The 23,786-nt window shown below is 47.5% G+C and carries 18 protein-coding genes and 1 tRNA gene; 13 read left to right on the top strand and 6 right to left on the bottom strand.

Translation table 11 applies throughout. From position 1 onward, the window contains the following. Nucleotides 1–324 precede the first annotated feature (324 nt). A tRNA-Val gene (locus JUB15_RS17390) sits at nt 325–399 on the bottom strand. Between the two features lie 284 nt (nt 400–683). On the opposite strand from JUB15_RS17390, the gene JUB15_RS17395 reads away from it, so the two are divergent. From JUB15_RS17395 to JUB15_RS17405, 3 genes are all read left to right on the top strand, one after another. Further along, the gene (locus JUB15_RS17395) at nt 684–1,502 is read left to right on the top strand and encodes a helix-turn-helix domain-containing protein (protein WP_207513779.1); all 819 of its coding nucleotides are present in this window, start codon (nt 684–686) and stop codon (nt 1,500–1,502) included. A gap of 181 nt (nt 1,503–1,683) precedes the next feature. After that, nucleotides 1,684–2,664, top strand: coding sequence for a hypothetical protein (locus JUB15_RS17400; protein ID WP_207513780.1), 981 nt, complete (start codon nt 1,684–1,686; stop codon nt 2,662–2,664). 92 nt (nt 2,665–2,756) lie between these two features. Further along, the gene (locus tag JUB15_RS17405) at nt 2,757–3,266 is read left to right on the top strand and encodes an anthrone oxygenase family protein (RefSeq protein ID WP_207513781.1); all 510 of its coding nucleotides are present in this window, start codon (nt 2,757–2,759) and stop codon (nt 3,264–3,266) included. Between the two features lie 84 nt (nt 3,267–3,350). On the opposite strand, the gene JUB15_RS17410 is transcribed toward JUB15_RS17405, so the two are convergent. The 5 genes from JUB15_RS17410 to JUB15_RS17430 form a co-directional block, all read right to left on the bottom strand. Beyond that, the gene (locus JUB15_RS17410; RefSeq protein WP_207513782.1) at nt 3,351–5,225 is read right to left on the bottom strand and encodes a RagB/SusD family nutrient uptake outer membrane protein; all 1,875 of its coding nucleotides are present in this window, start codon (nt 5,223–5,225) and stop codon (nt 3,351–3,353) included. 106 nt (nt 5,226–5,331) lie between these two features. Beyond that, entirely contained in the window at nt 5,332–8,868 is a 3,537-nt protein-coding gene (locus JUB15_RS17415; protein WP_207513783.1) for a SusC/RagA family TonB-linked outer membrane protein, read from the bottom strand. A gap of 148 nt (nt 8,869–9,016) precedes the next feature. Then, the gene (locus JUB15_RS17420) at nt 9,017–10,084 is read right to left on the bottom strand and encodes a FecR domain-containing protein (RefSeq protein WP_207513784.1); all 1,068 of its coding nucleotides are present in this window, start codon (nt 10,082–10,084) and stop codon (nt 9,017–9,019) included. 252 nt (nt 10,085–10,336) lie between these two features. Next, nucleotides 10,337–10,900, bottom strand: a complete 564-nt coding sequence (locus JUB15_RS17425) for an RNA polymerase sigma-70 factor (RefSeq protein WP_207513785.1) — start codon at nt 10,898–10,900, stop codon at nt 10,337–10,339. A gap of 85 nt (nt 10,901–10,985) precedes the next feature. Then, the gene (locus JUB15_RS17430; RefSeq protein ID WP_207513786.1) at nt 10,986–11,498 is read right to left on the bottom strand and encodes a YybH family protein; all 513 of its coding nucleotides are present in this window, start codon (nt 11,496–11,498) and stop codon (nt 10,986–10,988) included. 201 nt (nt 11,499–11,699) lie between these two features. Here JUB15_RS17430 and JUB15_RS17435 point away from each other — a divergent pair, with 201 nt between their 5' ends. The 10 genes from JUB15_RS17435 to nuoG all read left to right on the top strand — a co-directional run bounded on the left by JUB15_RS17435 (nt 11,700) and on the right by nuoG (nt 23,784). Further along, complete coding sequence (locus JUB15_RS17435; RefSeq protein WP_207513787.1) at nt 11,700–12,236, top strand: phage tail protein; 537 nt, start codon at nt 11,700–11,702, stop codon at nt 12,234–12,236. Nucleotides 12,237–12,264: 28 nt separating this feature from the next. After that, nucleotides 12,265–13,197 (top strand): methionyl-tRNA formyltransferase, encoded by a 933-nt coding sequence (locus JUB15_RS17440; protein ID WP_207513788.1) that lies wholly within the window; start codon nt 12,265–12,267, stop codon nt 13,195–13,197. An 11-nt stretch (nt 13,198–13,208) separates the two neighbouring features. Continuing rightward, nucleotides 13,209–14,555, top strand: a complete 1,347-nt coding sequence (locus tag JUB15_RS17445) for a T9SS type A sorting domain-containing protein (protein ID WP_207513789.1) — start codon at nt 13,209–13,211, stop codon at nt 14,553–14,555. 589 nt (nt 14,556–15,144) lie between these two features. Next, nucleotides 15,145–15,576, top strand: a complete 432-nt coding sequence (locus JUB15_RS17450) for a CBS domain-containing protein (RefSeq protein WP_207513790.1) — start codon at nt 15,145–15,147, stop codon at nt 15,574–15,576. Nucleotides 15,577–15,731: 155 nt separating this feature from the next. Next, nucleotides 15,732–16,112 carry an NADH-quinone oxidoreductase subunit A gene (locus JUB15_RS17455; RefSeq protein ID WP_242696396.1) on the top strand — a complete coding sequence of 127 codons (381 nt, stop codon included), beginning with the start codon at nt 15,732–15,734 and terminating at the stop codon, nt 16,110–16,112. 150 nt (nt 16,113–16,262) lie between these two features. Then, on the top strand, nt 16,263–16,901 hold the full coding sequence (locus JUB15_RS17460; RefSeq protein ID WP_207513792.1) for an NADH-quinone oxidoreductase subunit B: 639 nt from the start codon (nt 16,263–16,265) through the stop codon (nt 16,899–16,901). A gap of 119 nt (nt 16,902–17,020) precedes the next feature. Continuing rightward, a complete protein-coding gene (nuoC, locus tag JUB15_RS17465; RefSeq protein WP_207513793.1) occupies nt 17,021–18,769 on the top strand; it encodes an NADH-quinone oxidoreductase subunit C/D in 1,749 nt (582 codons plus the stop codon). Nucleotides 18,770–19,085: 316 nt separating this feature from the next. Continuing rightward, complete coding sequence (nuoE, locus tag JUB15_RS17470) at nt 19,086–19,634, top strand: NADH-quinone oxidoreductase subunit NuoE (RefSeq protein WP_207513794.1); 549 nt, start codon at nt 19,086–19,088, stop codon at nt 19,632–19,634. Between the two features lie 2 nt (nt 19,635–19,636). Beyond that, nucleotides 19,637–20,914 (top strand): NADH-quinone oxidoreductase subunit NuoF, encoded by a 1,278-nt coding sequence (gene nuoF, locus JUB15_RS17475; RefSeq protein ID WP_207513795.1) that lies wholly within the window; start codon nt 19,637–19,639, stop codon nt 20,912–20,914. 161 nt (nt 20,915–21,075) lie between these two features. Continuing rightward, nucleotides 21,076–23,784 carry an NADH-quinone oxidoreductase subunit NuoG gene (gene nuoG, locus JUB15_RS17480; protein WP_207513796.1) on the top strand — a complete coding sequence of 903 codons (2,709 nt, stop codon included), beginning with the start codon at nt 21,076–21,078 and terminating at the stop codon, nt 23,782–23,784. Nucleotides 23,785–23,786: the final 2 nt, after the last annotated feature.

Here is a 23,786-nt window from a genome sequence, read left to right on the forward strand (position 1 = left end):
TCCTTTGGAGTGAAGTGTTTGGCCATTGTATTCGGCCGGTGGAAGGTTCTTTTCTTCCAAAAACAACACAAAACCTTCCTTATCTTTTATAAAATGCGTTATATCAAAATATTCAAGTGTCCCTTCCGGTAAAAAATAGCCTAACAATTGTTTTTCCTGGTCCTTTTCCAATGTTTCTTGTCCGTTTTATTTGGCTGCAAAACAACTACTTTTCTCCTAAATCCCCCAACTTTTCAACCTGATCCGTAATAAGATCATTCAATAAAAAAAGGCTCACATTGCTGTGAACCTTTCTGTTTCTTTGCTCTCTTTCGGTGAGCGCTGTGGGAGTTGACGGGGTCGAACCGCCGACCCTCTGCTTGTAAGGCAGATGCTCTAAACCAACTGAGCTAAACTCCCATTATTTTAAAAAACTTACTTACTCTTGAACCGTCGACTCTCGCGACTGTAAGTCGGGATGCTCTAAACCAACTGAGCTAAACTCCCTTTTTGTTCCCTTTCCCTCTCTTTCTATACCGCTGTTCCGTTTTGGGAGTGCAAAGATAAGGGATCTTATTTTTCCGCCAAATTTTTTTACATTGATAAAGAGGATTTTTTCTCTTTTTTAAACCACCGGGCACCCGGAAAATCAATAAATTGCATTAGCTCTCCATCCGGGGCAATTTTAAATCTTACCTGTTACAATGGACTATCGTATTATTTTGCCGCCTGAAAATTTACAGCGCTATGTAAAGTACTTCTGGGTGCTGGAAAGTAGTAATACCGGTGGATCCACCGTAACGTTCAGTCCGCTCGCCGATGGTTGTCCCGGCATCATGTTCCAACAGCCCGAAAAAGGCAGTTTCTACCTCGATGAAAATAAACAACTGCCCGGCATCTTCCTCTATGGCCAAACGGTTCAACCCACCAAAATGTATTTGAACGGAAAGCTGGATACGGTAGGCATCTGTTTGCAACCGCATGCTCTGCAAAGCGTCTTCGGCATCGACGCTCATGAACTTACCGGTACCTGTGTTGACCTGGGACTGGTTCAACATAAAAAAGAACGGCACCTGCAGGAACAACTTATGGCTGCCGTTGCTGTAGAAGAACAGATCAACCTGATTGCGGCCAGTTTACTCGATTCTGCGGCGCGCAACAGTGAACGGCAAGATGCCATTTCAGGATTTGCCTTAAAGGAAATAATCCATGGCAAAGGGGAGATCTCCTTTGCTGACCTGCAAAAAAAGCTGCAGCTTTCCGAACGCACAATGGAGCGCCGGTTCAAACAATCCATCGGCATTTCTGCTAAGTTATTCTCCCGCATCTGCCGTTTCCAGGAAGCGCTGACCCAGCTTCGGAAAAACAATTATCAGAAATTGTCCGATATCGCGTATGAGAACGGCTATGCCGACCAATCGCATTTTATTCGTTCCTTCAAAGAATTCACCGGCGTATCGCCTTTCGATTACCGTACTCAACTGAGTGAAGTGGCAGAAAATTTCCCTGTTATAAAAAAATAAGGTTCAAGGCTCAACTTACAACACAAGGTACAAGGCACAAGGCCCCGCTACAAGGCGTTGCATTTCCGTGCAAAAGTGTATTCCATTATCATATAATCATATTATCACATTAGTCTTGTCGGTTTTGTTCTATTTTCCACATGGCAGCGCTTATAATTTTGGTTTCATAAAGTTCGCATCTATGTACCGGATAATAACTGTTGCAATATTGGTGGTTTCAGGGGCATTAACGGCTATTTACCTGCCGGGTGCACAGGCCTACGGCGCTGCACCAAACGTTACCGGTATGCTGTTACCGCGGATCTCTGATTACAATATTTTTACAGGTGATCCGGTTAACCTTACGCCTGGCAATGGCTTTCAGGTATACGAACTGGCTACCGGTTTGTTCACCGATCATGCGGAAAAACAACGGCTCATCAAAATACCCGCGGGGCTGGCACTTACCGCCACCAATGATGGGTTGCCTCAATTTCCCGATGGAACCATACTCGTCAAGACCTTTTATTATTTCAACGATAAAACAGATCCGTCAGGAGGTAAACGCCTTATTGAGACGAGGCTGATGATCAAAAACAACGGTCAATGGCTGGCTGGTACATACGTATGGAATAACGATCAAACCGATGCCGTGCCTGGCACCAATGGGTCGAATATTGTCATTAGCTGGATCGACGAACAGGCTAGTACCAGGAAAATAACCTATCGTATTCCGGCTGCCAGGGATTGCGCCAGTTGTCATAATACCGGTAATTCCCTGATGCCGGTAGGGCCGAAAATCAGGAACCTGAACCGGGACGTACTGCGAAACAATAAATCAGTGAACCAGTTACAATATCTTCAGGAAGCCGGTATATTAAATGCGGTTAACCCTAACCGGTTTTCCCGTTTGCCCGACTGGCAAAACGAATCGTATCCATTGCCTGAAAGAGTTCGCGCCTACCTGGACGTGAATTGTGCGCATTGTCATAGCGACGAAGGTTCCTGCGCCCGTTCGGCAGTCCGTTTTGGCTGGGAAGTTCCATTTGCCGACACCCGGATCTCAGCCAAAAAGAACCGTATTATCAGTTTGATGGAAAAGGGCAGTATGCCCCGTACCGGAACTACCACGGTTGATACGAAAGCGCTTTCGCTAATAAAGAAATGTTTTCAAGTTCAATAACATTATTACAATCACAAAGTATAAATCACAAAAACCAGATACCTTCCAAAATACAAAGCCGAAAAAATAAATAAATTATAAACACCAATACAATGACCTTCGCTAACATCGCTCTTCTGATAACCGCTTTTACAACTGCGCTTATTGCAGGACTCTTTTATGCTTATTCCTGCTCGGTTAACGCGGGGCTGGGCAAATTACCGGATGCCGGTTACCTGGCTGCCATGCAATCGATCAACCGGGAAATACTGAATCCTTTATTCTATATGAGCTTTATGGGCACGCTGCTCTTATTGCCGCTCAGCGCCTGGTTGCAATACAGCCATCCTGCGCCCATGCGTTTTTATTTATTACTGGCGGCTACCCTCGTATATGCTATAGGTACTTTTGGCGTTACCATTATGGGCAATGTGCCGCTCAACAATGCGCTGGATGGCTTCAACATCCAGGCCGCTTCTCCCGAATTGATCAGTCAGCAACGATCGCTGTTTGAAAAGCCCTGGAATCAATTGCACAGCATTCGCACCATTGCCAATGCCATTGCATTGATCCTGGTATTGCTGGCCTGCCTCGTGAAACAGGATGGGATGAAAGCGTTGTAATTGTACTCTGTTCAAAGTATTGCCCATTTATACAAAGGCCACTCAATTACGAGTGGCCGTTTTGCTGCGTATGAAAAATACTCCCTACCAACCGGGAGCCTGTTGTAAGGCCGGATCTTTTATCAATTCATCCTGCATAATAGGGAAGAAGTAGTGCGTAGGGGCTACGAATACCCAGGTGGAAACATAAAACCGCTGCATACTGTATTTCTTTCCACCGATCATTATTTTGCCATTGGCATCTTCTACCGGTTTCATGCCATTTACCATGCGCTGGCATTTTGGATATGGCCAGAAGTTTTGCGAGCGGGTATCGTTATCGTTACCGGCTGCCTGCCAGGCCTGTTCCCTCGCCAATTGTACAGCGCTGCTGGGTTCCAGGTACAGGCGTGCCGTAAACCAGCGTTTGTTCTCATAAAAGAACTCTACCCTGCGTTCGCGTTGAATGTATTCATTGGTTTTTTCTTTATCGCCTTTAACGGCCGGTGGTACCGGCGCCATAAACGACCGCTGTCTTATGGTGTTCAGCATGGTCATGATCTCATCGGGTGAACCGCCGGTCTCATTCAGCGCTTCTGCATAAATGAGCATGATCTCGGGTAACCTTATCAGCGGAAAATGGATCTGGAAACCCACGCCATTACCGGGCCGGTAATCTTCTCGGTAGAATTTGCGCAGGAAATAACCGGTGGTAGTGGAATTGGTGGCGCCGATCCTGTCGGGGCCGGTAGCCATATTCTTGACCGAATTGCGGAAGGTGGCGCCATTGTAAATAACGTCTCGGTACAGCCGCGGATCACGTTTGATGCCATCATAGGGGTTGGCATCGTCATAGCCATCGGCCACTGCGCGGGCATCGTATATGGGGTAGCCATAACCATCGGGAGCAATGTATTCATACTCATCTACCTGTTCCTGCACAGGTTGCTGCCGCGACCCACCGCCTTCTGAAGGGGGATAGTTGTCGCCCTGCCATGCTTCCCATTTATCGTTCATGAGCATAAAGATGCCTTCTGTTCTAAACGCATTGAAATCATAGAAAAGCTGGTATAACCGCGTGTACACTTTATTGTTACTGCCCGATACAAAATCGCCTGGTCCGTAGTTGGCATACAATCCATAACGAAGCTGGCCGTTTTCCATTCTCAGGTTTAGCACGGCTTTGGCGGCATCGCGGGCGGCTTCCCACCGTTTATTGTCACGGCCGCTGTAGCTCTCTTTCCCTATGCGGGTATCATTGGGTAAAACACCGCCATTGTACAGGGGGGTAGCGGCCATCCAGCGTACAATCGCTTTCAAGGCCAGGGCTGTTCCTTTTTCAACCCGTGCAAATTGCGGATCGGTTTGATTTACCGGCAACAGGGCTATGGCCGAATCGCAATCGCTGCTGATCTTTTCTACCAGGGTATGAAAGGGTTCCTGTTTAATGGCCAGGTCGCCATTGGGATCGATCAGGTAATCGATATAAGGTACTTCGCCATACAACCTGGCGGCCAGGTAATGATAATAGGCCCGCATAAAATAGGTTTCACCCAGCCGTACGTCCAGGTCGCCTTTGTTGAGCGGGTTATCTGGCGTACCATACATCTTTACGCCATGAAGGATCAAATTGGCAATTCGAAGGGTGGCATAGATATCGCCCCATTTAAATCCGCTGCCCGGCTGGTCGTTGGGATTCCAGCCGCCTGTATTGTAGGTGCGCGACTGGCCATTCTCAACCGTTGATCCGCGGCATTCATCGGTAATGGCGCTCAGGGAAAAATGTTGCAGGAAGGCCAGGCCGCGTGAGCGTGATTTGAGATCGCTGTACAGATCGGTGACCAGCTTGTTCACTTTTTCATAATCGGCGAATACCTGCTGCTCTGTCATCTGATCATCAGGTTTACGATCGAGGAAGTCTTTTTTACAAGCAAAAAGCCCGATGGCAAGTATGTTTATTATTAAGATTGCTTTTTTCATAAAAGAAAATTTTACGAATTAAATGAGCGTTGCAGGTTACAGGTTGCATTTTGCCGGGTTCTTCGCGAATGGCTGGTTTTCCCTGTGACCTGAAACCTGTAACGTATTAGAGGGTGATATCGAGTCCGAAATTCACCACTTTCATGATCGGGTACCAGTTACCATTGGCATCGTTGGTTTCGGGATCAACATCAACAGTTTTCAGGTTATCGAACGTGATCATGTTCATACCCTGAATGTATATGCGGGTCCGCTGCAGTCCTGCCCGTTTCATCCACCTTGTTGGCAGATAGTAGCCCACTTCAAAATTCTTTAACCGCAGGTATTGGGCGTTATACAGGAACAGACTGCTGTTGTATTGTTTGTTGTTGTCGTATTTGCCATAATGCAGGGCTGGATATTTTGCGGTTGCTGCGGTCTCGGGTGTCCACCGTTGCAGGTGCATGGGTTTTACTTTACCCACTTCATCGTTCTGATAGATCGGGAAATCGTAAGTGGCCGGCCCCCCCAGTAACAGTGAAGTATGGGTAGCGCCCTGGAAGAGGATGCTCACATCGAATGATCTGTAGCGGCAACTGATGGGAATGCCGAACTGGATCTCCGGTACACGGGGATAACCCCTGGCTATGCGGTCGTTCAGGTCGGTGATCTGGCCGTCGCCATCGATATCGACATATTTTACATCACCAGGTATTACGGTGCCCCATTTTTGAAAACCGGTGCCATTATTCATCTGGTTCAGGTCATCTGCTTCTTTCTGGCTATTGATAAATCCATCGAATACATATACAAATGGTTGCCCCACGGGCCTGCCTGTACGATATTGCCAGGGATAGGTGCGAAGGACTTCACGCTGGTATTTGATCTTGTTGCGGGCAAAGGAAAAGTTAGGCCGTACGGAATAAGTAAAATGGCTGCCGATCTTATCGCTCCAGGTTATTTCAAAGTCGAGCCCCCTGTTGTCAACAGTACCTACATTCAATAAAGGAGCATTGGTGCCTACGAGCGAAGGAAATCCCTGTTTATCGGCGCCGCTGAGGTCGGTAATGATATCGTAGCGGTGCTCATGGAACAGGTCGACGGTAATGGTGAGTCTTCTGCGTAAAAATTCGAGGTCAACGCCCAGGTTGATCTTTCTGGCTTTTTCCCAGGTAAGTATCGGGTTAGCCAGCCGGCCGGGGCGTATACCGCCGGGATTATTATTGTTTTGGGTACCGAAATTATAGGAGTCACCGGAGTTGTTGTAAAACTGCAGGTAGCCGAACCGGTTATCGCTGGGGTTTGAACCGGCCTGGTCGTTGCCTACGAGTCCAATGGAACCTCTGATCTTAAACAGATCGAGCCAGTTTTGTGTGAACTGCATGAAATGTTCATTGCTTACCACCCAGCCTACAGAACCGGCGGGAAATTTGCCATAGCGCCGGCCGGGGCCAAAGTTTTCAGAACCATTATACCCCATATTGAACTCCAGCAGGTAACGCTGATCGTAGTTATAAGTAAGGCGGCCTGAAATGCCCTGGTAACAGAACGGAACTTCGTTGTTCTTTATTCTGATAGAACGGTTGGCCAGGATTAAGCCGGATATATTGTGTTTGCCGAATGTTCTTAGGTAGTCGAGCTTGAGCTGGTAATAGGTGCGGCCGATCTCGTCGTCGCGCGAATACGTATTGCCCAGTGTGTTATCGGTAGAGCGGCGGGGGGTACTGTATGCACCCGTATAATGACCGGCTTTCATATATACGTCAACGCCTTCGGTGGGATAAAAAGTTGCATAGCCGGGATATACGCGGTAGCCCTGCGATTCGGTGGGCACTGAGCGTGTTACCCAGTAACCGCCCTGCCGGTCGTAGGAGAACATGCCTTCAAACTTCAGACCTTTCGTAAGAGCATCCAGCTTGTAACCCATAATAAAGGTACCATCCAGGTAATTGACGCGCTGGTTCAAATAACCGGTTTTCGACAATTCGCCCAGCATATTGAACCGGTAGGTTTGCGTGCCAAAGAGCATGCCATTGGGAAAGTTCACATTGTAGGCTGCATTGCTCGGGTGGTCATTGCGCTCGAGTACGATGGGGTAGTGGGGCGGTTGGGTGTTGGCAATTTCAATCACCCGGTTAGCGGTAGTGCCAGGCGCATTGCGGTCGGTTAAACGGGCGCCCAGTATCAGGGTGGCGTATAGCGATGGGGTGATATCTACATCTATATTCGATCTGAAATTATACCGCTTGAAAATGGCCTGGGTGTTATATGGATCTTTTATGGTTTGCCGGTAATTTCCGTTCTGTTGAAAATAGTTGCCCATGATGAAATACCGGGCCTTGTTGCTTCCGCCCTGGATGGTTAAACTGTAGTCCTGTTGAAAGCCGGGTTTGAAAGCATAATCGAAATAATCTATGTTATACCCAAGGCCATCGGAATTGTCGCCTTTGGCCTTCCGGTAATTTTCTATTTGTTCTTCGGTAAAAAGGTTCAGGTTACCCGGTGAAACGCCGGGGTTATCGTTGATCCTGGCTTCGTTGAACAAAACGGCGTAATCGGCCGAGCCCAGGTATTTGGGAAAATGGATTGGGGTATTTATGCCGTCGGATACTTTGAAGTTCAGGGACGCTTTTTCCGAAACCTTACCTCTTTTGGTTGAAATGACAATTACGCCATTAGCGCCGCGTACGCCAAATACAGCCGTAGCTGAAGCGTCTTTCAGAATGGTGAAGCTTTCAATTTCATCGGCGCTTAAATAATTCAGCGATCTTTCCACGCCATCGACAATGACAATAGGCCGGGCATTACCATAGGTGCCGATGCCGCGGATATAGATATCGCTGATGTCTACACCCGGTTCACCGCCCGCAAACTGGTTAACGTTCAGTCCGGGCAGCCTGCCGGCGAGGGCATTGGTTAAATTGGCGGTGGGGCTTTGCTGCAGCTCGCGGGAAGAGATAGCAGCTACAGCGCCGGTGACCGTCATCTTTTTTTGGGTGCCGTAACCAACGACCACTACGTCTTTCAAATTCTGCGCATCTTCTTTTAAAGAAACGGCCAGCGATGTGCGTCCCTGCAAGGCTATTTCCTGCGATTGAAAGCCGATAAAGGAAAATACGATCGTTGCTTCTGCATACGGCACATTTAAAGAGAACCGCCCTTCGCGGTCTGTGGTGGTGCCGGTGGAGGCGCCGCGTACCATCACTGATACGCCAGGCAGCGGTGTGCCTTTGTCACTTAGAACCTGCCCGCTTACGGTGATGGGTGGCGGTGTTTCTGGATGCGCTGCCTGTTCGACTGTTTTTTTGGGAATGGCCGGTGCATTGTAAAGCAGGATCTGCTTTTCGTCGATGACGCTGAAGAGAATGCCTACCGGTGAAAGCACATTGGCGAAAAGTTCGGCCAGTTTCCTGTTCACCAGCCGGCAGGTAACTTTTTTATTCAGGTTAATGATGTCGCTGCTGTAAATGAAGGAGACACCTGTTTGTCGTTGAATTTCCTGAAGCACTTTTTTTACTTCAACCTGGTCTATGCTGAGGTTGATCTTTTTGTCGAGCACATTCTGTGCATGTGCCTGTACTGTGTTGCTGCAGGTAATGATAAGGATCAGTTGCCACAAAAGGAGGCGTGTAACGATCCCGATATGCAATCGTTCTTTTCTCATAGTGAAGATTTAATTCAATCAGTAAATAGGTTCGCAGTTTTGGTTTTATATATACAATAGAGGGCCTGTCTGCATTATGCAGCGCAAGACATACCGCAGCAGGCCCCGGTATTTTTCTTAACAGTTTTAAGTGATGAAATGACAGGTGTTACAGATCGCCTGTTCTGGTTTCTTTTATGATTATTTGTGTGCCGTTTATCTCGTAAAAGGTTTGGGTTGATCTACAGATATATTCTAACTGTGTGAACAGGCTATACGTTGACAGGTCTCCGGTAAAATGGCGCCGGCCCAGTTGTTCGTTCTCTACTGTTATAAGAATGCCATATGCATAACTCAGGGTTTCAACTACCTGTTGTAATGCAGCCTCTTCAAATACAAATGGTTCTTTGACTGGCTGGCTGGCGGTGCCGGGTTGTTTGTTTGTTTTTGACAGGGGTTGCGGGTCAGCTACAAGGCCCGTGATCAATTGTTTTGAAGCGGCATTGAAAGTTACTTTTTTGTTAGGGGTAAGCACCACGCCTGTGCTGGCGTCCTGTTCAATTGTATTTTCGGATGCCTGCTGTTTATACACCAATACTTTTCCCGTAACAACAGCCACTTCTATATCCGGGTTGGTTGTATGTTGGGTGATCTGGAAGCTGGTGCCCAGCACTTCTGTTGTTAATCCGTCGTTCAGATGCACTTTGAAATGTTTTTTTTCATCATGATACACGTTGAAAAAAGCGCTTCCCTTTAAATAGATCTCGCGGGTAGTGCCTGTAAATACAGGCGGATAATATATAATGGCGCCGGGTTGCAACGTGATCTTAGTACTGTCTGCCAGCAACACCAAACGCACCTGATCCGTTCTATTCGTCAGGCTGTCATACCCCGCCTGTTTGGCTATAGTTGCCAGTGACCCGTTTTTTGTCGGTTGCTGCCGGTACAAAATAATAGCGGTAGCGATCATTATCAGGAATGCGGCAGCGGCAACCACGCGATACCAAAGCCGCGCCGTGACAGATTTCCGATGCACCGGTTCCGCCTGATCCTGCAGCTTCCCCCGCAAATTCTTCCACAGCCTGGCTTCGATCTGTGATCTTTCGGCTTCGGACAAATGAAGATCGCTGTTCCTGGTCAAGGTCTCATACCATTCCAGTACAAGCTTCTCTTCAGCCGAAGTGCATTCGCCTGCAAGGTATTGTTGTAATAAACGATCAAAGTTCGACTGGTTCAATAACGGTGTTTAGTATATGACGTAGTTTTGAAGGTGATCCCTAAAATATAATACAAGTTTTTTTGAAAGAGAGCTGGGATCAGTTTACAGTTTACTGTTCGCAGTTATTGAGATATTAAGTGCTGTAAAGGAGATGCGGAAAACCGTGAAACCGGCAGCCGTGAAACGTGAAATGCTGAAACCAAATCCTGCCTGTTTGCCGATTATCGATGACGGTTATCGATTGCAGGCCGCCGATTGCCGCATTTACAATTACAACAATGTAAAATAGGTATTCAGGTAATTGCTTAAATGCTGGCGGAGCAGTTTAAGCGATTTGGTGATGTGGTATTCTACGGCTTTTTCGGTGAGTTGCATATGGCCGGCGATTTCCTTGACCGATTTGTGTTCGTACCGGCTTAATTTGAAGATGATCTGCGTTTTTTCGGGTAATTCATGCAGGTGGTTTTCGATCAAGACCATCAGTTGTTCCTGGTCAAGCTGCTCCGCCAAACTGGCCGTGGCGGCAGTGGGTTGATAACTTTCCAGAAATTTATTTTTAACAGCCTGTTGCCGGTGATGATCTATGACCATATTTCTCAGGGAGACCGTAAGAAAGGCGCCCCAGTTCTTTACCTGTAAAGAGGTGCGGTTACGCCATATTTTTTCAAAAAGATTTTGCACCAGTTCTTCAGCGTCGGGCGCAGAACCGGTGTATTTGAAAGCCACACAATATAATTGGTACCAGTACTTTTTATACAAAGCTTCAAAAGCAGCCATGCCGTCCCGTTGCAGGGACAATTCATTTCCACTATTTGACGCGGCGCTGGCAAACATACTGTAAGAGGAAAGGGTTTACTACTAATTTACTTTGAAAGTATGTGTTTTTTGCCAGATAAAAAACGATTTTGCAAAAAATATATTAAGGCTTCTTCATGGGCATGCTGCTGTTCCCGATGTCGCGATAGATCTTCCAGGTGCCGTTTTCGGGTTTCCATACTACTACATATTTGCCTTTGTCAAGCGTTTTATTGTTTGCCCCGATCATTTCATACGTTCCGGTTTCGGCGAGCACCTCGGCACTGCCGATAACATCCTGGGTAGTGATCTTCAGATCTTTCATGCCCATTCTAATGACACCACCCCAGGCGGAAACTATGTCTTTGCCTTTAAATGGTTCTGCATTATTGAACATGAGCCATCCATCAGTTGTGTAATGAGCCGCTAAGGCGTTTGAGTCGCCTCTTTTTGCTTCCTCCATAAACTTTGCGTTATCGCTTTCGATGGCTGCTCTTGCTTTGGAAAGATCAAATGCAGCTGCGGTGTGCCTGTTGGCATTGTTGGCATTGTTGGCTGCGTTTTCAGTAGCAGCATTTTCGCAGGCTGTTATAAAAAGGTTACCAGCCGCTAATAATAAGAAGCAATAGTTTTTCATGTTGATGTTTTGCACTAAAGGTAGTTCAAAACTTAACCAATGATTTCGATTTTGATAATTGTCAAATCCTTTTGCTATTTAAATGGTTCCAACAGTAACAGACAAGTGAAAACATGATCATTGTCAATTTTGTGAATGAATTTCGAATGTATAATTATCATAATTTTAAACAACCATTTTTTCACCATTAAACTACATCTCATGGAGGGTTATATTGGTCAGGTCATTTTATTTGCCGGTAACTTTGCTCCCCGAGGTTGGGCTTTTTGCCAGGGCCAGCTGTTATCGATCGCGCAAAACACAGCACTGTTCTCTATTCTTGGAACAACGTATGGCGGCAACGGTCAAACTACTTTTGGGTTGCCAGATCTTCGTGGCAGGGTGCCCGTTGGTACGGGAACCGGGCCGGGGTTGAGTGCCTGGGATCTGGGGCAGATGGAAGGCGCCGAGAATGTAAGCCTTGGGGTAAATCAAATGCCTGCACATAACCATAGTGTTATGGTAAGCAGCGGTGCTGCCAATTCCGCCACGGGTAAAGGCAATTATCTCGCCAGTCCCAACGGGACGTTTGCCGGTGATCCTGTAAAGGTCAACGCATATAATGGTACACCTACCGATCTTTTGGGTACCAGCACCATAACCAATTCGGGCAGTGGTGCACCGCATTCCAATATTCAGCCTTCACTCGGCTTGAATTATATCATTTGTATGGAAGGTATTTTCCCATCGAGGAATTAAGGGTCTGCTGATTAGTGCCTGGAATAATATGAGAACAGGCATTGTTTCGAATTCAACACTTAGTTTGCCGCTTTTAAATTACCTGCATAGTGCGGGAGAAGACATTATTGTTTTTTCAGCAGAAAAAGCGGTTTATGATAAAGGCGCTGTGGCTTCTTTTTGTGCGGGCGCAGGCATTGCCTGTTTGCATGAAAAGAGCAGCGGCCAGTCTTTATACGATTGGGTAGCTGCACAGCATCCCGATATCGTATTTGTAATTGGCTATGACCGCATCATACGCACGAACAGGGTAGCCAACGTCATGCCCCATATTTATAATGTGCATTTTGGTCATTTGCCAGAATACAGGGGACCTAATCCTGTATTCTGGCAATTAAAAAATGGTGTTCCGTCGCTGGCCATTACTATCCATCGCATCAACGACCAGCTCGATGCCGGCGATATTTCTTGGAAAAAAGAATATCCAAACGAACCTTTTTACAATTATGGATATGTGCATCAACTGATGAGTTATTACCTGGTGGAAGGTGTCAGTTCTTTGTTGCAATTAAAAAAACGCGGACAAACGATACCCAATACGGCGCAGGACGAACAAAAATCGGCATATTTTACCCGCCCAGGCATTGAAGACGTCTGTATATGCTGGAAGACCATGAGCGCCACGGCTATTTGCGATCTTGTAAAAGCCTGCAATCCCTGGAACAATGGGGCTATCACTTTTTACAATGGTTTTGAACTGCGGATCACCGATGCCGAGCCTGTTTCGCCGGAGGAAGCAGGAGCCGCAAAAGAAAATTATCCTCCGGGAACTATCCTCGATACTTCTCCCTTATTACTGGTTGCATGCAATCATAATGAAGTTGTCAAAATTCATTCCCTTGTAGTTAATGGCACATTAATGCCCGGGCGGTTTGCAGCGAACTATGGATTCTCCATAGGACAGTCATTTGCTAATATCTGAAAACATGAATTATGGTCAGAAAATTACACGCTGCATACATCGTATGTTTATTACTCCAATTCGTTATCCAGGAAACGGTATGGGCTCAAACTACTCTGGTGGCCGGTGATATTGTTGTTGTAGGACTAAATGCTGATGACGCATATCCTAATCAACGTTGGGCATTTATTACAACAAGAAGTATAGCTGCTGGCACGGTTATTCATTTTACCGATAAGGGGTACGATGCTACTACTGGTAATTTCAGGCTGCCTAATGCTGATCCTGCCAATGAAAATGATGGGTATATGACATGGACGGTGCCTTCGCCCATTGCAGCAGGAGTTGTGATTTTTGCTACCAATAACACGGTGAATGGCTCTACGAGTGGGGTAACAGGGCAGTTAGGAAGTGCATCGGGCGGAGAAGGATTTACGTTTCAGGGCGACCAGATCATTGTGTACCAGGGAACAAGCGGCACGGCGGCCGGAGCCACTTTTATTTACGCAATAAACACAGGCCAACATGTAAGTTATGGAGCCAGTCCGGGCAGCTGGACCACCACCGGCACAGTTGACTTTGACCATTTTTCTTACCTCCCGCCAGGATTAACCAATGGGTCAACAGCTGTGAGCTTAACATCGAATGTTTCAAATACCCCTGTAACAACGGCTGGTGGTAATTTCGGATACGATAACATGTATTACGGCGGACCAACTACCGGTACCAGGGCGGCTTTACTTACCGCCATTGGTAATCCCGCCAACTGGTTAGGCAACAATACGACTGCTTTCAATTTGTCATCAGGCGGTGTATTACCTGGCACTTTCTCGGTATTACCTGTTACCTTACTTCATTTAAGGGCGGAAGAAGCCACTACCGGCACCGTCACGCTTAACTGGAGTACGGCCATGGAAATTAATAACGACCATTTCACCATTGAACGAAGCGGGGATGGCATTCATTATACGGTGATCGCTATGTTACCGGGCAAAGGGAACTATGACCAGCCAACAGATTATTTATATACAGATCATACAGCCGGTCAGGGCGATAATTTTTACCGGTTAAGTCAAACCGACCGCGATGGTAAAATGACAATACTGGGTGTGCGGCTGGTAACGATCCAACAGGTCCACTTACAGGTGGGGCCCAATCCGGCCGTACACTATATTGACGCTGCCTTTAACAGGGGCGACTGGCACGAAATAAAACTGTATAACAGTGCCGATCAGCTGCTGCAACAAGTTCCATTGGCTGAAACAACCACCCGCATTCGGATCGGTTTGCAGAACTACAGGCCGGGGACTTATTACGTTGCATTTATCGGGCGCAATGGCAAGGGTCATACGGTGCGGAGGATCGTGAGGACTAATTAGCTGATGTGCTGATTAGCTAATGTGATAATTTGATAATTCAATGATCAAAGTGCGGGTACGAAGTCATAGTTGGGGGCCGTGGAAACCGTGGTTGGTAAACACTGTTCTTGCGACAGTCAACTAAAAAAGAAACGCGGGCAATGCTGATCGGAAACAGTAACCAATAACGTAACCGGTAATTAGTGTCAGGCATTTGTAATGGGTAACTGGTATCAGGTATCGGGTCACCGGTAACTTGTATCAGGCATTCGTAATGGGGTAACTATTATCAGGCATCGGGTCACCGGTAACTAGTATGAGGCATCCGGTAATGGGTAACTAATATCAGGTATCAGGTCACCGGGAACTAGTATCAGGCATCCGGTAATGGGTAACTAGTATCAGGTACCCGGTACGCGGCAAAGAGCATTATGTAACTGCCCGCTGGAAAATGCGCATTGCCCATTGCGTACGGCCAACTGCCCGCTGTGCAACGCCAACTGCCTGTTTCACCGGCCCTAAACGGCCACCTGCATTTTCGCGGATAAATTTTTTATTTAATAAAAAAAATTTAACTTAACAGTATAAATAAGCTCTTAAAACAATTACCATGGATACGGTAAGAGATATACTGCAAATCAAAGGACACGTAGTATATACGGTAAATCCGGAGAGCTCCGTGTACGAAGCATTGGAGACCTTGGAGTCGAAAAATCTCGGTTCACTGGTGGTACTGGAAGAAAATGGTAAACTGGATGGAATTTTTACAGAACGTGACTACGCCCGCAAAGTAATATTAAAAGGAAGATCCTCAAAAGAGACCAGGGTACGGGATATAATGACCGAAAGCCCGGTGTTTGTTACTCCTGATTCAAAGATCGAATACTGCATGCAATTGATGACCGATAAACATATCCGTCATTTGCCTGTACTGGAAGACAATGAATTAATTGGACTCGTTTCAATCGGTGACCTCGTTAAGTACATCATCGATCAGAAAGATTTCATTATTCAGAACCTCGAACATTATATTACAAGTTAAGCAACCAACCTGATCGTACTAACATTGTGGGTGTTTGGCCTGGGTGCCTTTAGATTTGATCATCTGAAGGACGTTTATGCATCTGTATAAATGTCCCTCAAGCTAGCCGTATGTTTATGCCGGGAAATGAAATCCATAGTAATCCATTATGGCCAATGCTATTGTACGCAGGACTGGTAGTCTTTCTGCTTGCTGCCATTCTGTTACTGTCTTACCTGTTAGGTCAACATCACCATGACCGTGCTACCAATAAACCATACGAAGGAGGAATAGAACAAACAGGTTCTGCGCGACTTCGTTTTTCTGCCCAGTTTTACCTCGTTGCCATGTTGTTTGTGATCTTCGATGTAGAAGCCGTGTTTATCATCCTCTGGGCATTGGGCTTTTACGAACTCGGCTGGCCGGGCTATATTGGCGTTGCTATCTTCATCGCCCAGCTGGTAGTGGTATTGATTTACGAATGGGGGATAGGGGCACTGGATATAGGGCTCAATGTTAAGAAAATCATGAAAAAATATAAGCAGTTGACGAGTTGACAAGTTAACATGTTGACAAGTTGATAACGGTTAAATAGACAATACGGTTGGATTAATAAGTTGATATAGTTAATACGTTGACAAGTTGAAGTTATTAAATTCTCAGAAGCACGCTTCTGTTAACAGTGAACTGTAAACTTTGAACTATTTATGAAATGGTGGTTAAGCAAAACAAATGATTCCACCGGGAATTTTTCCGGGAACGGCAGCATGGAAGAGGCCGTGCGGCAAAGCATTATGCTTACCTCCGTACAAAGCCTGCTGGCCTGGGGCCGGAAAAATTCCATGTGGCCGTTCCATTTTGGTTTAAGCTGTTGTTTTGTTGAAATGGCCACCAGTATTACCAGTAAATACGATGTGGCGCGTTTTGGCGCCGAAGTCATCCGCGGTACCCCCCGCGAAGCCGATGTGATGGTGATAGCAGGAACGGTATTCATTAAAATGGTGCCTATCATCAAACGGTTACACGAACAAATGATGGAGCCCCGCTGGGTGATCTCTATGGGAAGTTGCGCCAACAGCGGTGGTATGTACGATATATACAGTGTAGTGCAGGGCGTTGACAAATTCCTGCCGGTTGATGTATACGTGCCCGGTTGCCCGCCCCGGCCCGATGCATTTATGCAGGGACTGATGTTACTGGCCGATGCTGTAGGTAAAGAGAAGCGGCCATTAAGCTGGGTGATCGGTGAACAGGGCGTAATTAAACCGGCCATGACTTCCATGAAGGAAGTGAAACGCGAAGAAAGATTGAACCGGGTAGATTTTAAAGGGGTTGATGAAATATAAAACGTTTATTGTTTATGGTTTCTGGTTTATAGTTCTTTCCGGGGCAGATCCCCGTTTTTACTCGAACAGCCAGATAGTTTGAAACCATAAACAAAAAACAATAAACAAGAAACCGTATTATGGACGATGCCGATTCCATATTGCAACAATTACAACAACAGCTGGGCGTTGGATCTTTGTACCAGCAGCAAACTGTTGATGACATACTCACCCTGTGGGTATCGAAGGAGAAAATTATACCTGCCATACAATTCCTGAAGACAGCTGCTGCCGGTCCGTTTAAAATGTTGTATGACCTGTTCGGTATCGATGAACGGAACAGGAACCGCTACAATGGCCTGCCAATGGCCGATTTCACCGTTGTATACGTGCTGTTCTCATTTGAACAGAATTGTTTCATCAAGCTGAAAGTGGCCCTGCGTGGCGAATATCCTTCAATAGCTTCCATTTGTTCTATATTCAAAAATGCGAACTGGTATGAACGCGAAGTATATGATATGTTCGGCATCCGGTTCGACGGACACCCGCATTTGACCCGCATCCTGATGCCGCTTACCTGGGAAGGGCATCCTTTGCGTAAGGAACATCCGGCACGGGCAACCGAAATGGGACCTTTTCAGTTGCGGGATGAATACCAGGACCGCCAGCAGGAAGCGCTCCGCTTCAAACCGGAAGACTGGGGCCTGCTGGAACATGGCGATGATGCCGATTTTATGTTCCTGAACATCGGCCCGCAACACCCGGGCACCCATGGTGTGTTACGCATCATTTTACAGCTGAATGGAGAAGATATAGTGGATGCCGTACCAGAGATCGGCTTTCACCATCGGGGGGCCGAAAAAATGGCCGAGCGTCAAAGCTGGCATACCTACATTCCTTATACCGACCGTGTTGATTACCTGGGCGGCGTTATGAATAACCTCGCTTACCTGCAGTCAGTGGAAAAGCTGGCAGGTATTGAACTGCCCGACCGGGCGTTGGTGATCCGCGTAATGTTGTGCGAACTGTTCCGTATTGCCAGTCACCTCGTTTGGTTTGGCACTTTTGCCCAGGACCTGGGTCAGTTGTCACCCGTTTTTTACATGTTCACCGACCGGGAAAAGATTTTCGATATTGTTGAAGCTATCTGCGGCGGCCGTATGCATCCCAACTGGTTCCGCATTGGTGGGGTGGCGCAGGACCTGCCCAACGGCTGGCAGCAATTGGTACAACATTTTGTCGACTATTTTCCGCCCAAGATCAGAGAGTATGAAAAGATGGTCATTCGCAACAGTTTGTTCAAGGCCCGCACCAAGGGAATTGGCATTTATACGTTGGAAGAAGCCATCGAGTGGGGCGTTACCGGACCCGGTTTGAGAGCCTGTGGCCTGGAATGGGACTGGCGCAAAAAACGTCCATACAGCGGGTATGACATGTTTGAATTCGATATACCTGTTGCCCAGCATGGTGATTGTTTCGATCGCGCATTGGTACGGGTGGAAGAAATGCGGCAAAGCCTGCGTATTGTTAAGCAGTGCCTGGAAAATATGCCGGCCGGAGATTATAAATCGAGCCACCCGTTGACCACGCCGCCATTGAAGAAATTTACCATGCAGGATATTGAAACGCTAATCACGCATTTTCTGAATGTGAGCTGGGGACCGGTAATCCCAGCGGGTGAAGCCATGAGTTGTATTGAAGCTACCAAGGGTGCCAATAGTTATTACTGCATCAGTGACGGCAGTACGGCAGCCTATCGCGTACGCATCCGCACCCCGTCATTTCCGCACATGCAAATGGTACCCTATATCAGTAAGGGATATACTGTCGGCGATCTGTTAAGCATTTTGGGAAGTATAGACTTTGTGTTGGCTGATATTGATCGGTAATCCCCCCAGCCCCCTAAAGGGGGAGAAAGAAGTATGAAGTAAGAAGAGGTATGAAGTAGGAACTGCGAAGTATGAAGTATGGAGGAGATTTAAGACTGGAGTGGTTGGGTTTGACGATTGTCGATTGTCGATTGTCGATTGTCGATTGCCGATTGTTGATTGCCGATTGTTGATTGCCGATTGCCGTTTGACAATTGCCGTTTGCCGTCTGCCGACTCGCCCGGGTGCCGCCCTGGCGGAGGCCGATTCACCATTCACCATTGACCATTGACCATTGACCATTGACCATTTGACCAAAAAGCCTGAACAATTATAAATGATAACACAAAAAATAAATAAGGACAATATAACTACATCCGGTGACACTGCTCATTACACCGAGGGCTTACAGGAAGAACAATACCTGACCGACCTGGAACGGCAGGCTATTGATCATGAAGTGGCCCTTGTTCCCTATAAAAGCGCAGCAGTGATTGAGGCATTGAAAATTGTGCAGCATCACCGCCGGTGGATCAGCGATGACAGCCTGAATGCCATTGCAGCTTACCTGCAAATGAGTCCGGCCGAAGTAGACAGCGTGGCCACTTTTTATAACCTCATTTTCCGTAAGCCGGTGGGCCGCCATGTGATCCTGGTATGCGACAGCATTTCGTGTTATGTGATGAAATATGGTGACATCTATAAAGCCTTGCAGGAAAAGCTGCATATAAAATTTGGTGAAACCACCAGCGATCAATGTTATACGCTATTGCCGAACTGCTGCCTGGGTTGTTGCGACCATGCGCCGGCAATGATGATTGATAATGATCTGTACAAAGATGTAACTGTAGACATGCTCGACCGCATATTACAAAAATACAGCTGATCATGGAACGTCCGCTCACACAATACATTCATCCAGGCTGCCCGCCCTTCGATATCCGGGAATATGAAATGACGGGCGGTTATTCAGCGCTGCAAAAAGTGCTGAAAAGTATGACACCCCAGGAAGTGCAAAAGCTGGTGCAGGACAGCGGACTCAAAGGCCGTGGCGGCGCTGGTTTCAATACGGGTATGAAATGGAGTTTTGTGCCGATGGGTGATAGTGCCCCGCATCCGAAATATCTTATTGCGAATGCCGATGAAATGGAACCCGGCACCTTTAAGGATCGCCTGTTGCTTGAAGGCAATCCGCATCAATTGATCGAAGGTATGATACTCGCGGCCTATGCCATTCAGGCCGATGTATCTTATATCTTTTTGCGCTGGGCTTATAAGAAAGCCGCGCAGTTGCTGCGTAAGAGCATTCATGAAGCGTATGCGGCCGGCTTACTGGGTAAGAACATTCTTGGCAGCGGCTTCAGTCTGGAAATGCATTTGCATACCGGCGTTGGCCGCTATATGTGTGGCGAGGAAACAGCGCTCTTGAATGCCCTTGAGGGAAAGCGGGCCACACCAAGAGCCAAGCCTCCCTTCCCGCAGATAAGTGGTTTGTATGGCAAGCCAACCATTGTGAATAATGTAGAAACACTTTGTAACCTCCCACACATCGTGAATAATGGCGCCGAATGGTTCAAAAGCCTGGGTAATGGCAGTGCAGACAGCGGTACCAAATTATACGGGGTTAGCGGAAAAGTCAATAATCCCGGATGCTGGGAACTGCCCATGGGTGTCACCGTGCGCGAACTGATCGAAGAGCATGCCGGTGGAATGAAGAATGGTTACCAGTTAAAAGGTTTCTTACCAGGTGGCGCTTCCACCGATTTCCTGACCGCTGAACACCTCGATGTAAAAATGGATTTTGCGTCTGTGACTGCGGCGGGCAGCCGGTTAGGTACTGGTACTATGGTCGTGATGGACGATGCCACCTGCCCGGTTGGCTTTGTACATAACCTGCAACATTTTTTTGCGCAGGAAAGCTGCGGCTGGTGTACGCCCTGCCGGGAAGGTTTACCGTGGGTAGAAAAACTGTTACTGAGCCTGGAGCAGGGTAGTGGCACCACGGAAGATGTAGAACTGCTGCAGATGCATACACAATGGCTGGGGCCCGGTAATACGTTTTGTGCTTTAGCGCCGGGCGCTATGGAGCCATTGCAGAGTGCGTTGAAGTATTTTAGGGAAGATTTTGAGAAGCATGTGGCGCTACGTAGATGCCCTTATCAATAAAAATATAAGTATGAGAAATTAATAAAGCGTTACAAGTTACAGGTTGCAAAGTTGCAGGGCAGAAAACTGAATTGACGGCCTTGAAACCTGGAACTTGTAACCTGCAACAGTTACTTAGGATCCCAAAACGGTTAATTGAACGAAATACATTTTTTAGTTTCATGTCAACCATCTACATCGATAACAAACAATACGAAGTAAAAGCAGGTAAGAACCTGCTGGAAGCCTGTTTGGGGTTGGGCATCGACCTGCCTTATTTCTGCTGGCATCCGGCACTGGGAAGTGTGGGCGCCTGCCGCCAATGTGCCGTTAAGGTTTTCAAAGATGAGAACGATACCCATGGCCGGCTGGTCATGAGCTGTATGGAAAGTATAAGGGACGGATTGCATTTGTCGGTGTCAGATAAAACGGCCAAAGCTTTTCGCAGCCAGGTGATAGAATGGCTGATGACCAATCATCCGCACGATTGCCCCGTATGTGACGAAGGGGGTAGTTGCCACCTGCAGGATATGACCGTAATGACAGGACATGATTACCGGCGGTATCATTATAAAAAAAGAACCTATACCAATCAATACCTGGGTCCCTTCATTCATCATGAAATGAACCGTTGCATACAATGTTACCGGTGTGTGAGGTATTATCATGAGTATGCAGGAGGCAAAGACCTGAATGTATTTGCCGCCCATAACCATGTTTACTTTGGCCGGGAACGCGATGGCATATTGGAAAGCCCGTTCAGCGGGAACCTGGTAGAAGTTTGTCCGACCGGTGTATTTACCGATAAAACGCTGCGCGAGCATTATACCCGGAAATGGGATCTTACCACCGCGCCGTCTGTATGTAATCATTGCAGCGTGGGGTGTAATACCATTGCGGGCGAGCGGTACGGACAATTGCGCTGTATCACCAATCGCTACAACAGCCAGGTGAATGGTTATTTTCTTTGCGACCGCGGACGGTTCGGGTATGAGTTTGTGAACAGTGCGAACCGCATTACGCAACCGCTTATCCGGAATCGCACTGTCGAAGCGGTGGACGAAGCGGTGTTAATGGATCACCTGCGTGCTTTATTGACCAATCATACTCTTATAGGCATTGGCTCGCCAAGGGCTTCTATGGAAAGTAATATCGCGCTGATGCAGCTGGTGGGCAAGGAAAACTTTTACCAGGGCATTAGTGACAATGCAGTATTCGTTGAAAAGCGGATCGTAGAAGTGATGCAATCAGGTGTTATCAAAACGGCTTCCCTGCATGACATCCAGCAATCAGACGCCATAGTTATCCTGGGCGAAGATCTCTGGAACACAGCCCCGGTAATGGCCCTGGCTGTTCGGCAGGGCGTGATGAAAACAGCCGCCCATCAGGCGCTGCAAAACCGGGCGATCGCTGAGTGGCACGATGCTGCCGTTAAAGAACTGGTGCAGCAGGAAAAGGGTTTCCTGGCCAATTGTACGGTGAGTTCTTCACCGCTCGATGAGATCAGCAGTAGTGTAATGCATAAAGCCCCCGAGGATCTCGCCCGGTTAGGTTTTGCCATTGCGCAGCGATTGAATATGGTATTGCCTGTGGTACAGTTGAACGACGACATGAGCACGCCGGCAGCAGTCATCGCCGCTGCTCTACAAAAAGCAAAACGGCCGGTGATCATCAGCGGCGCGGGTTATTACAATGAAGCTTTGATAAGGGCCGCTTTCGATATTGCCGCAGCTTGTAAAGCAACCGCTGAAGAAGTGCACCTGGCTTATGTAATGCCCGAATGCAACAGCATGGGGCTGGCCATGATGCAGGCCTCCGGTTTCGAGAATGCAGTGCTGCGCACCAGCCGCGTCAATAACGTCACCGCTATTGTGCTGGAAAACGACTTATATAGAAACGTGCCTGCACAGATTGCGGATGTATTCTTTAACAACTGTCAGCATTGCATCGTGCTCGATTCCTTACATAACGCTACCACCCAACATGCCGATGTATTGATACCTGCCGCCAGTTTTGCCGAAGCCGATGGCACGCTGGTGAATTATGAAGGCCGTGCCCAACGGTTCTACCAGGTGTTTGTGCCGGCGAATAAAAACATGCAGGAAAGCTGGAAATGGCTGATGAAAATGCAGCCGGTACAAACCGGATCAGCCGTTGAACGATCTTATCATCCGGAAGAAGTGCTGGCAATGGGCGAACAACTGTTGCCCCGCCTGTCGGGAATAACGGCGGTTGCGCCTCCTCGTAACTTCAGGGTGAACGGGCAACCCCTGCCGCGCGCACCGCATCGCTATAGCGGACGCACAGCTATGTTGTCGAACCTGACGGTTAGTGAACCCAAACCAAAGCAGGATTACGATTCGCCCTTCACATTTACGATGGAAGGCTATTCCGGTATGCCGCCGTCGCCACTGATCCCCTTTTTCTGGTCGCCGGGCTGGAATTCGAATCAGGCGGTGAATAAATACCAGGAGGAGCCGGGTGGTTCGCTGAAGAATGAACATGCCGGGAAACTATTGTTTGAATATAAACAGGATGCCACACCGGTTTATTTTAAAGATATCCCGGAAGCATTTATGGTGCGCCACGAAAAGTGGCTGTTGTTACCACAGTACGAGGTATTTGGTTCAGAAGAATTGAGTGCGTATTCAAAAGGGATCAGCGAGCTGTCGCCATCGCCCTATGCCGCTTTGTCGCAGCTGGATGCAGACCCGCTGAGTCTGGTAAACGGATCGTTGATCACGGTAAAAATATTTGAACAGGTGTATGAATTGCCGGTGAGGATCAATGCTGCCATTCCCAAAGGTGTAATGCTGATGCCTGCGGGACTGGCGGGAATGCCGGTGATGGCCTGGAACTCTTGGGTGCAGATCATCAGCATCAGGTTATAAGT

The organism is Longitalea luteola, assembly GCF_017356035.1.
Taxonomy (GTDB): Bacteria; Bacteroidota; Bacteroidia; order Chitinophagales; family Chitinophagaceae; genus Niastella; species Niastella luteola.

Excerpts from the sequence above, each read along its gene's own strand:
- JUB15_RS17435 (WP_207513787.1), top strand. The coding sequence starts at position 11,700 with ATGGAGGGTTATATTGGTCAGGTCATTTTATTTGCCGGTAACTTTGCT.
- JUB15_RS17400 (WP_207513780.1), top strand. The coding sequence starts at position 1,684 with ATGTACCGGATAATAACTGTTGCAATATTGGTGGTTTCAGGGGCATTA.
- JUB15_RS17410 (WP_207513782.1), bottom strand. The coding sequence starts at position 5,225 with ATGAAAAAAGCAATCTTAATAATAAACATACTTGCCATCGGGCTTTTT.
- JUB15_RS17440 (WP_207513788.1), top strand. The coding sequence starts at position 12,265 with ATGAGAACAGGCATTGTTTCGAATTCAACACTTAGTTTGCCGCTTTTA.
- nuoF (WP_207513795.1), top strand. The coding sequence starts at position 19,637 with ATGGAACGTCCGCTCACACAATACATTCATCCAGGCTGCCCGCCCTTC.
- JUB15_RS17445 (WP_207513789.1), top strand. The coding sequence starts at position 13,209 with ATGGTCAGAAAATTACACGCTGCATACATCGTATGTTTATTACTCCAA.
- JUB15_RS17425 (WP_207513785.1), bottom strand. The coding sequence starts at position 10,900 with ATGTTTGCCAGCGCCGCGTCAAATAGTGGAAATGAATTGTCCCTGCAA.
- nuoG (WP_207513796.1), top strand. The coding sequence starts at position 21,076 with ATGTCAACCATCTACATCGATAACAAACAATACGAAGTAAAAGCAGGT.
- JUB15_RS17450 (WP_207513790.1), top strand. The coding sequence starts at position 15,145 with ATGGATACGGTAAGAGATATACTGCAAATCAAAGGACACGTAGTATAT.
- JUB15_RS17460 (WP_207513792.1), top strand. The coding sequence starts at position 16,263 with ATGAAATGGTGGTTAAGCAAAACAAATGATTCCACCGGGAATTTTTCC.
- JUB15_RS17405 (WP_207513781.1), top strand. The coding sequence starts at position 2,757 with ATGACCTTCGCTAACATCGCTCTTCTGATAACCGCTTTTACAACTGCG.
- JUB15_RS17415 (WP_207513783.1), bottom strand. The coding sequence starts at position 8,868 with ATGAGAAAAGAACGATTGCATATCGGGATCGTTACACGCCTCCTTTTG.
- JUB15_RS17455 (WP_242696396.1), top strand. The coding sequence starts at position 15,732 with ATGCTATTGTACGCAGGACTGGTAGTCTTTCTGCTTGCTGCCATTCTG.
- nuoC (WP_207513793.1), top strand. The coding sequence starts at position 17,021 with ATGGACGATGCCGATTCCATATTGCAACAATTACAACAACAGCTGGGC.
- nuoE (WP_207513794.1), top strand. The coding sequence starts at position 19,086 with ATGATAACACAAAAAATAAATAAGGACAATATAACTACATCCGGTGAC.
- JUB15_RS17395 (WP_207513779.1), top strand. The coding sequence starts at position 684 with ATGGACTATCGTATTATTTTGCCGCCTGAAAATTTACAGCGCTATGTA.
- JUB15_RS17430 (WP_207513786.1), bottom strand. The coding sequence starts at position 11,498 with ATGAAAAACTATTGCTTCTTATTATTAGCGGCTGGTAACCTTTTTATA.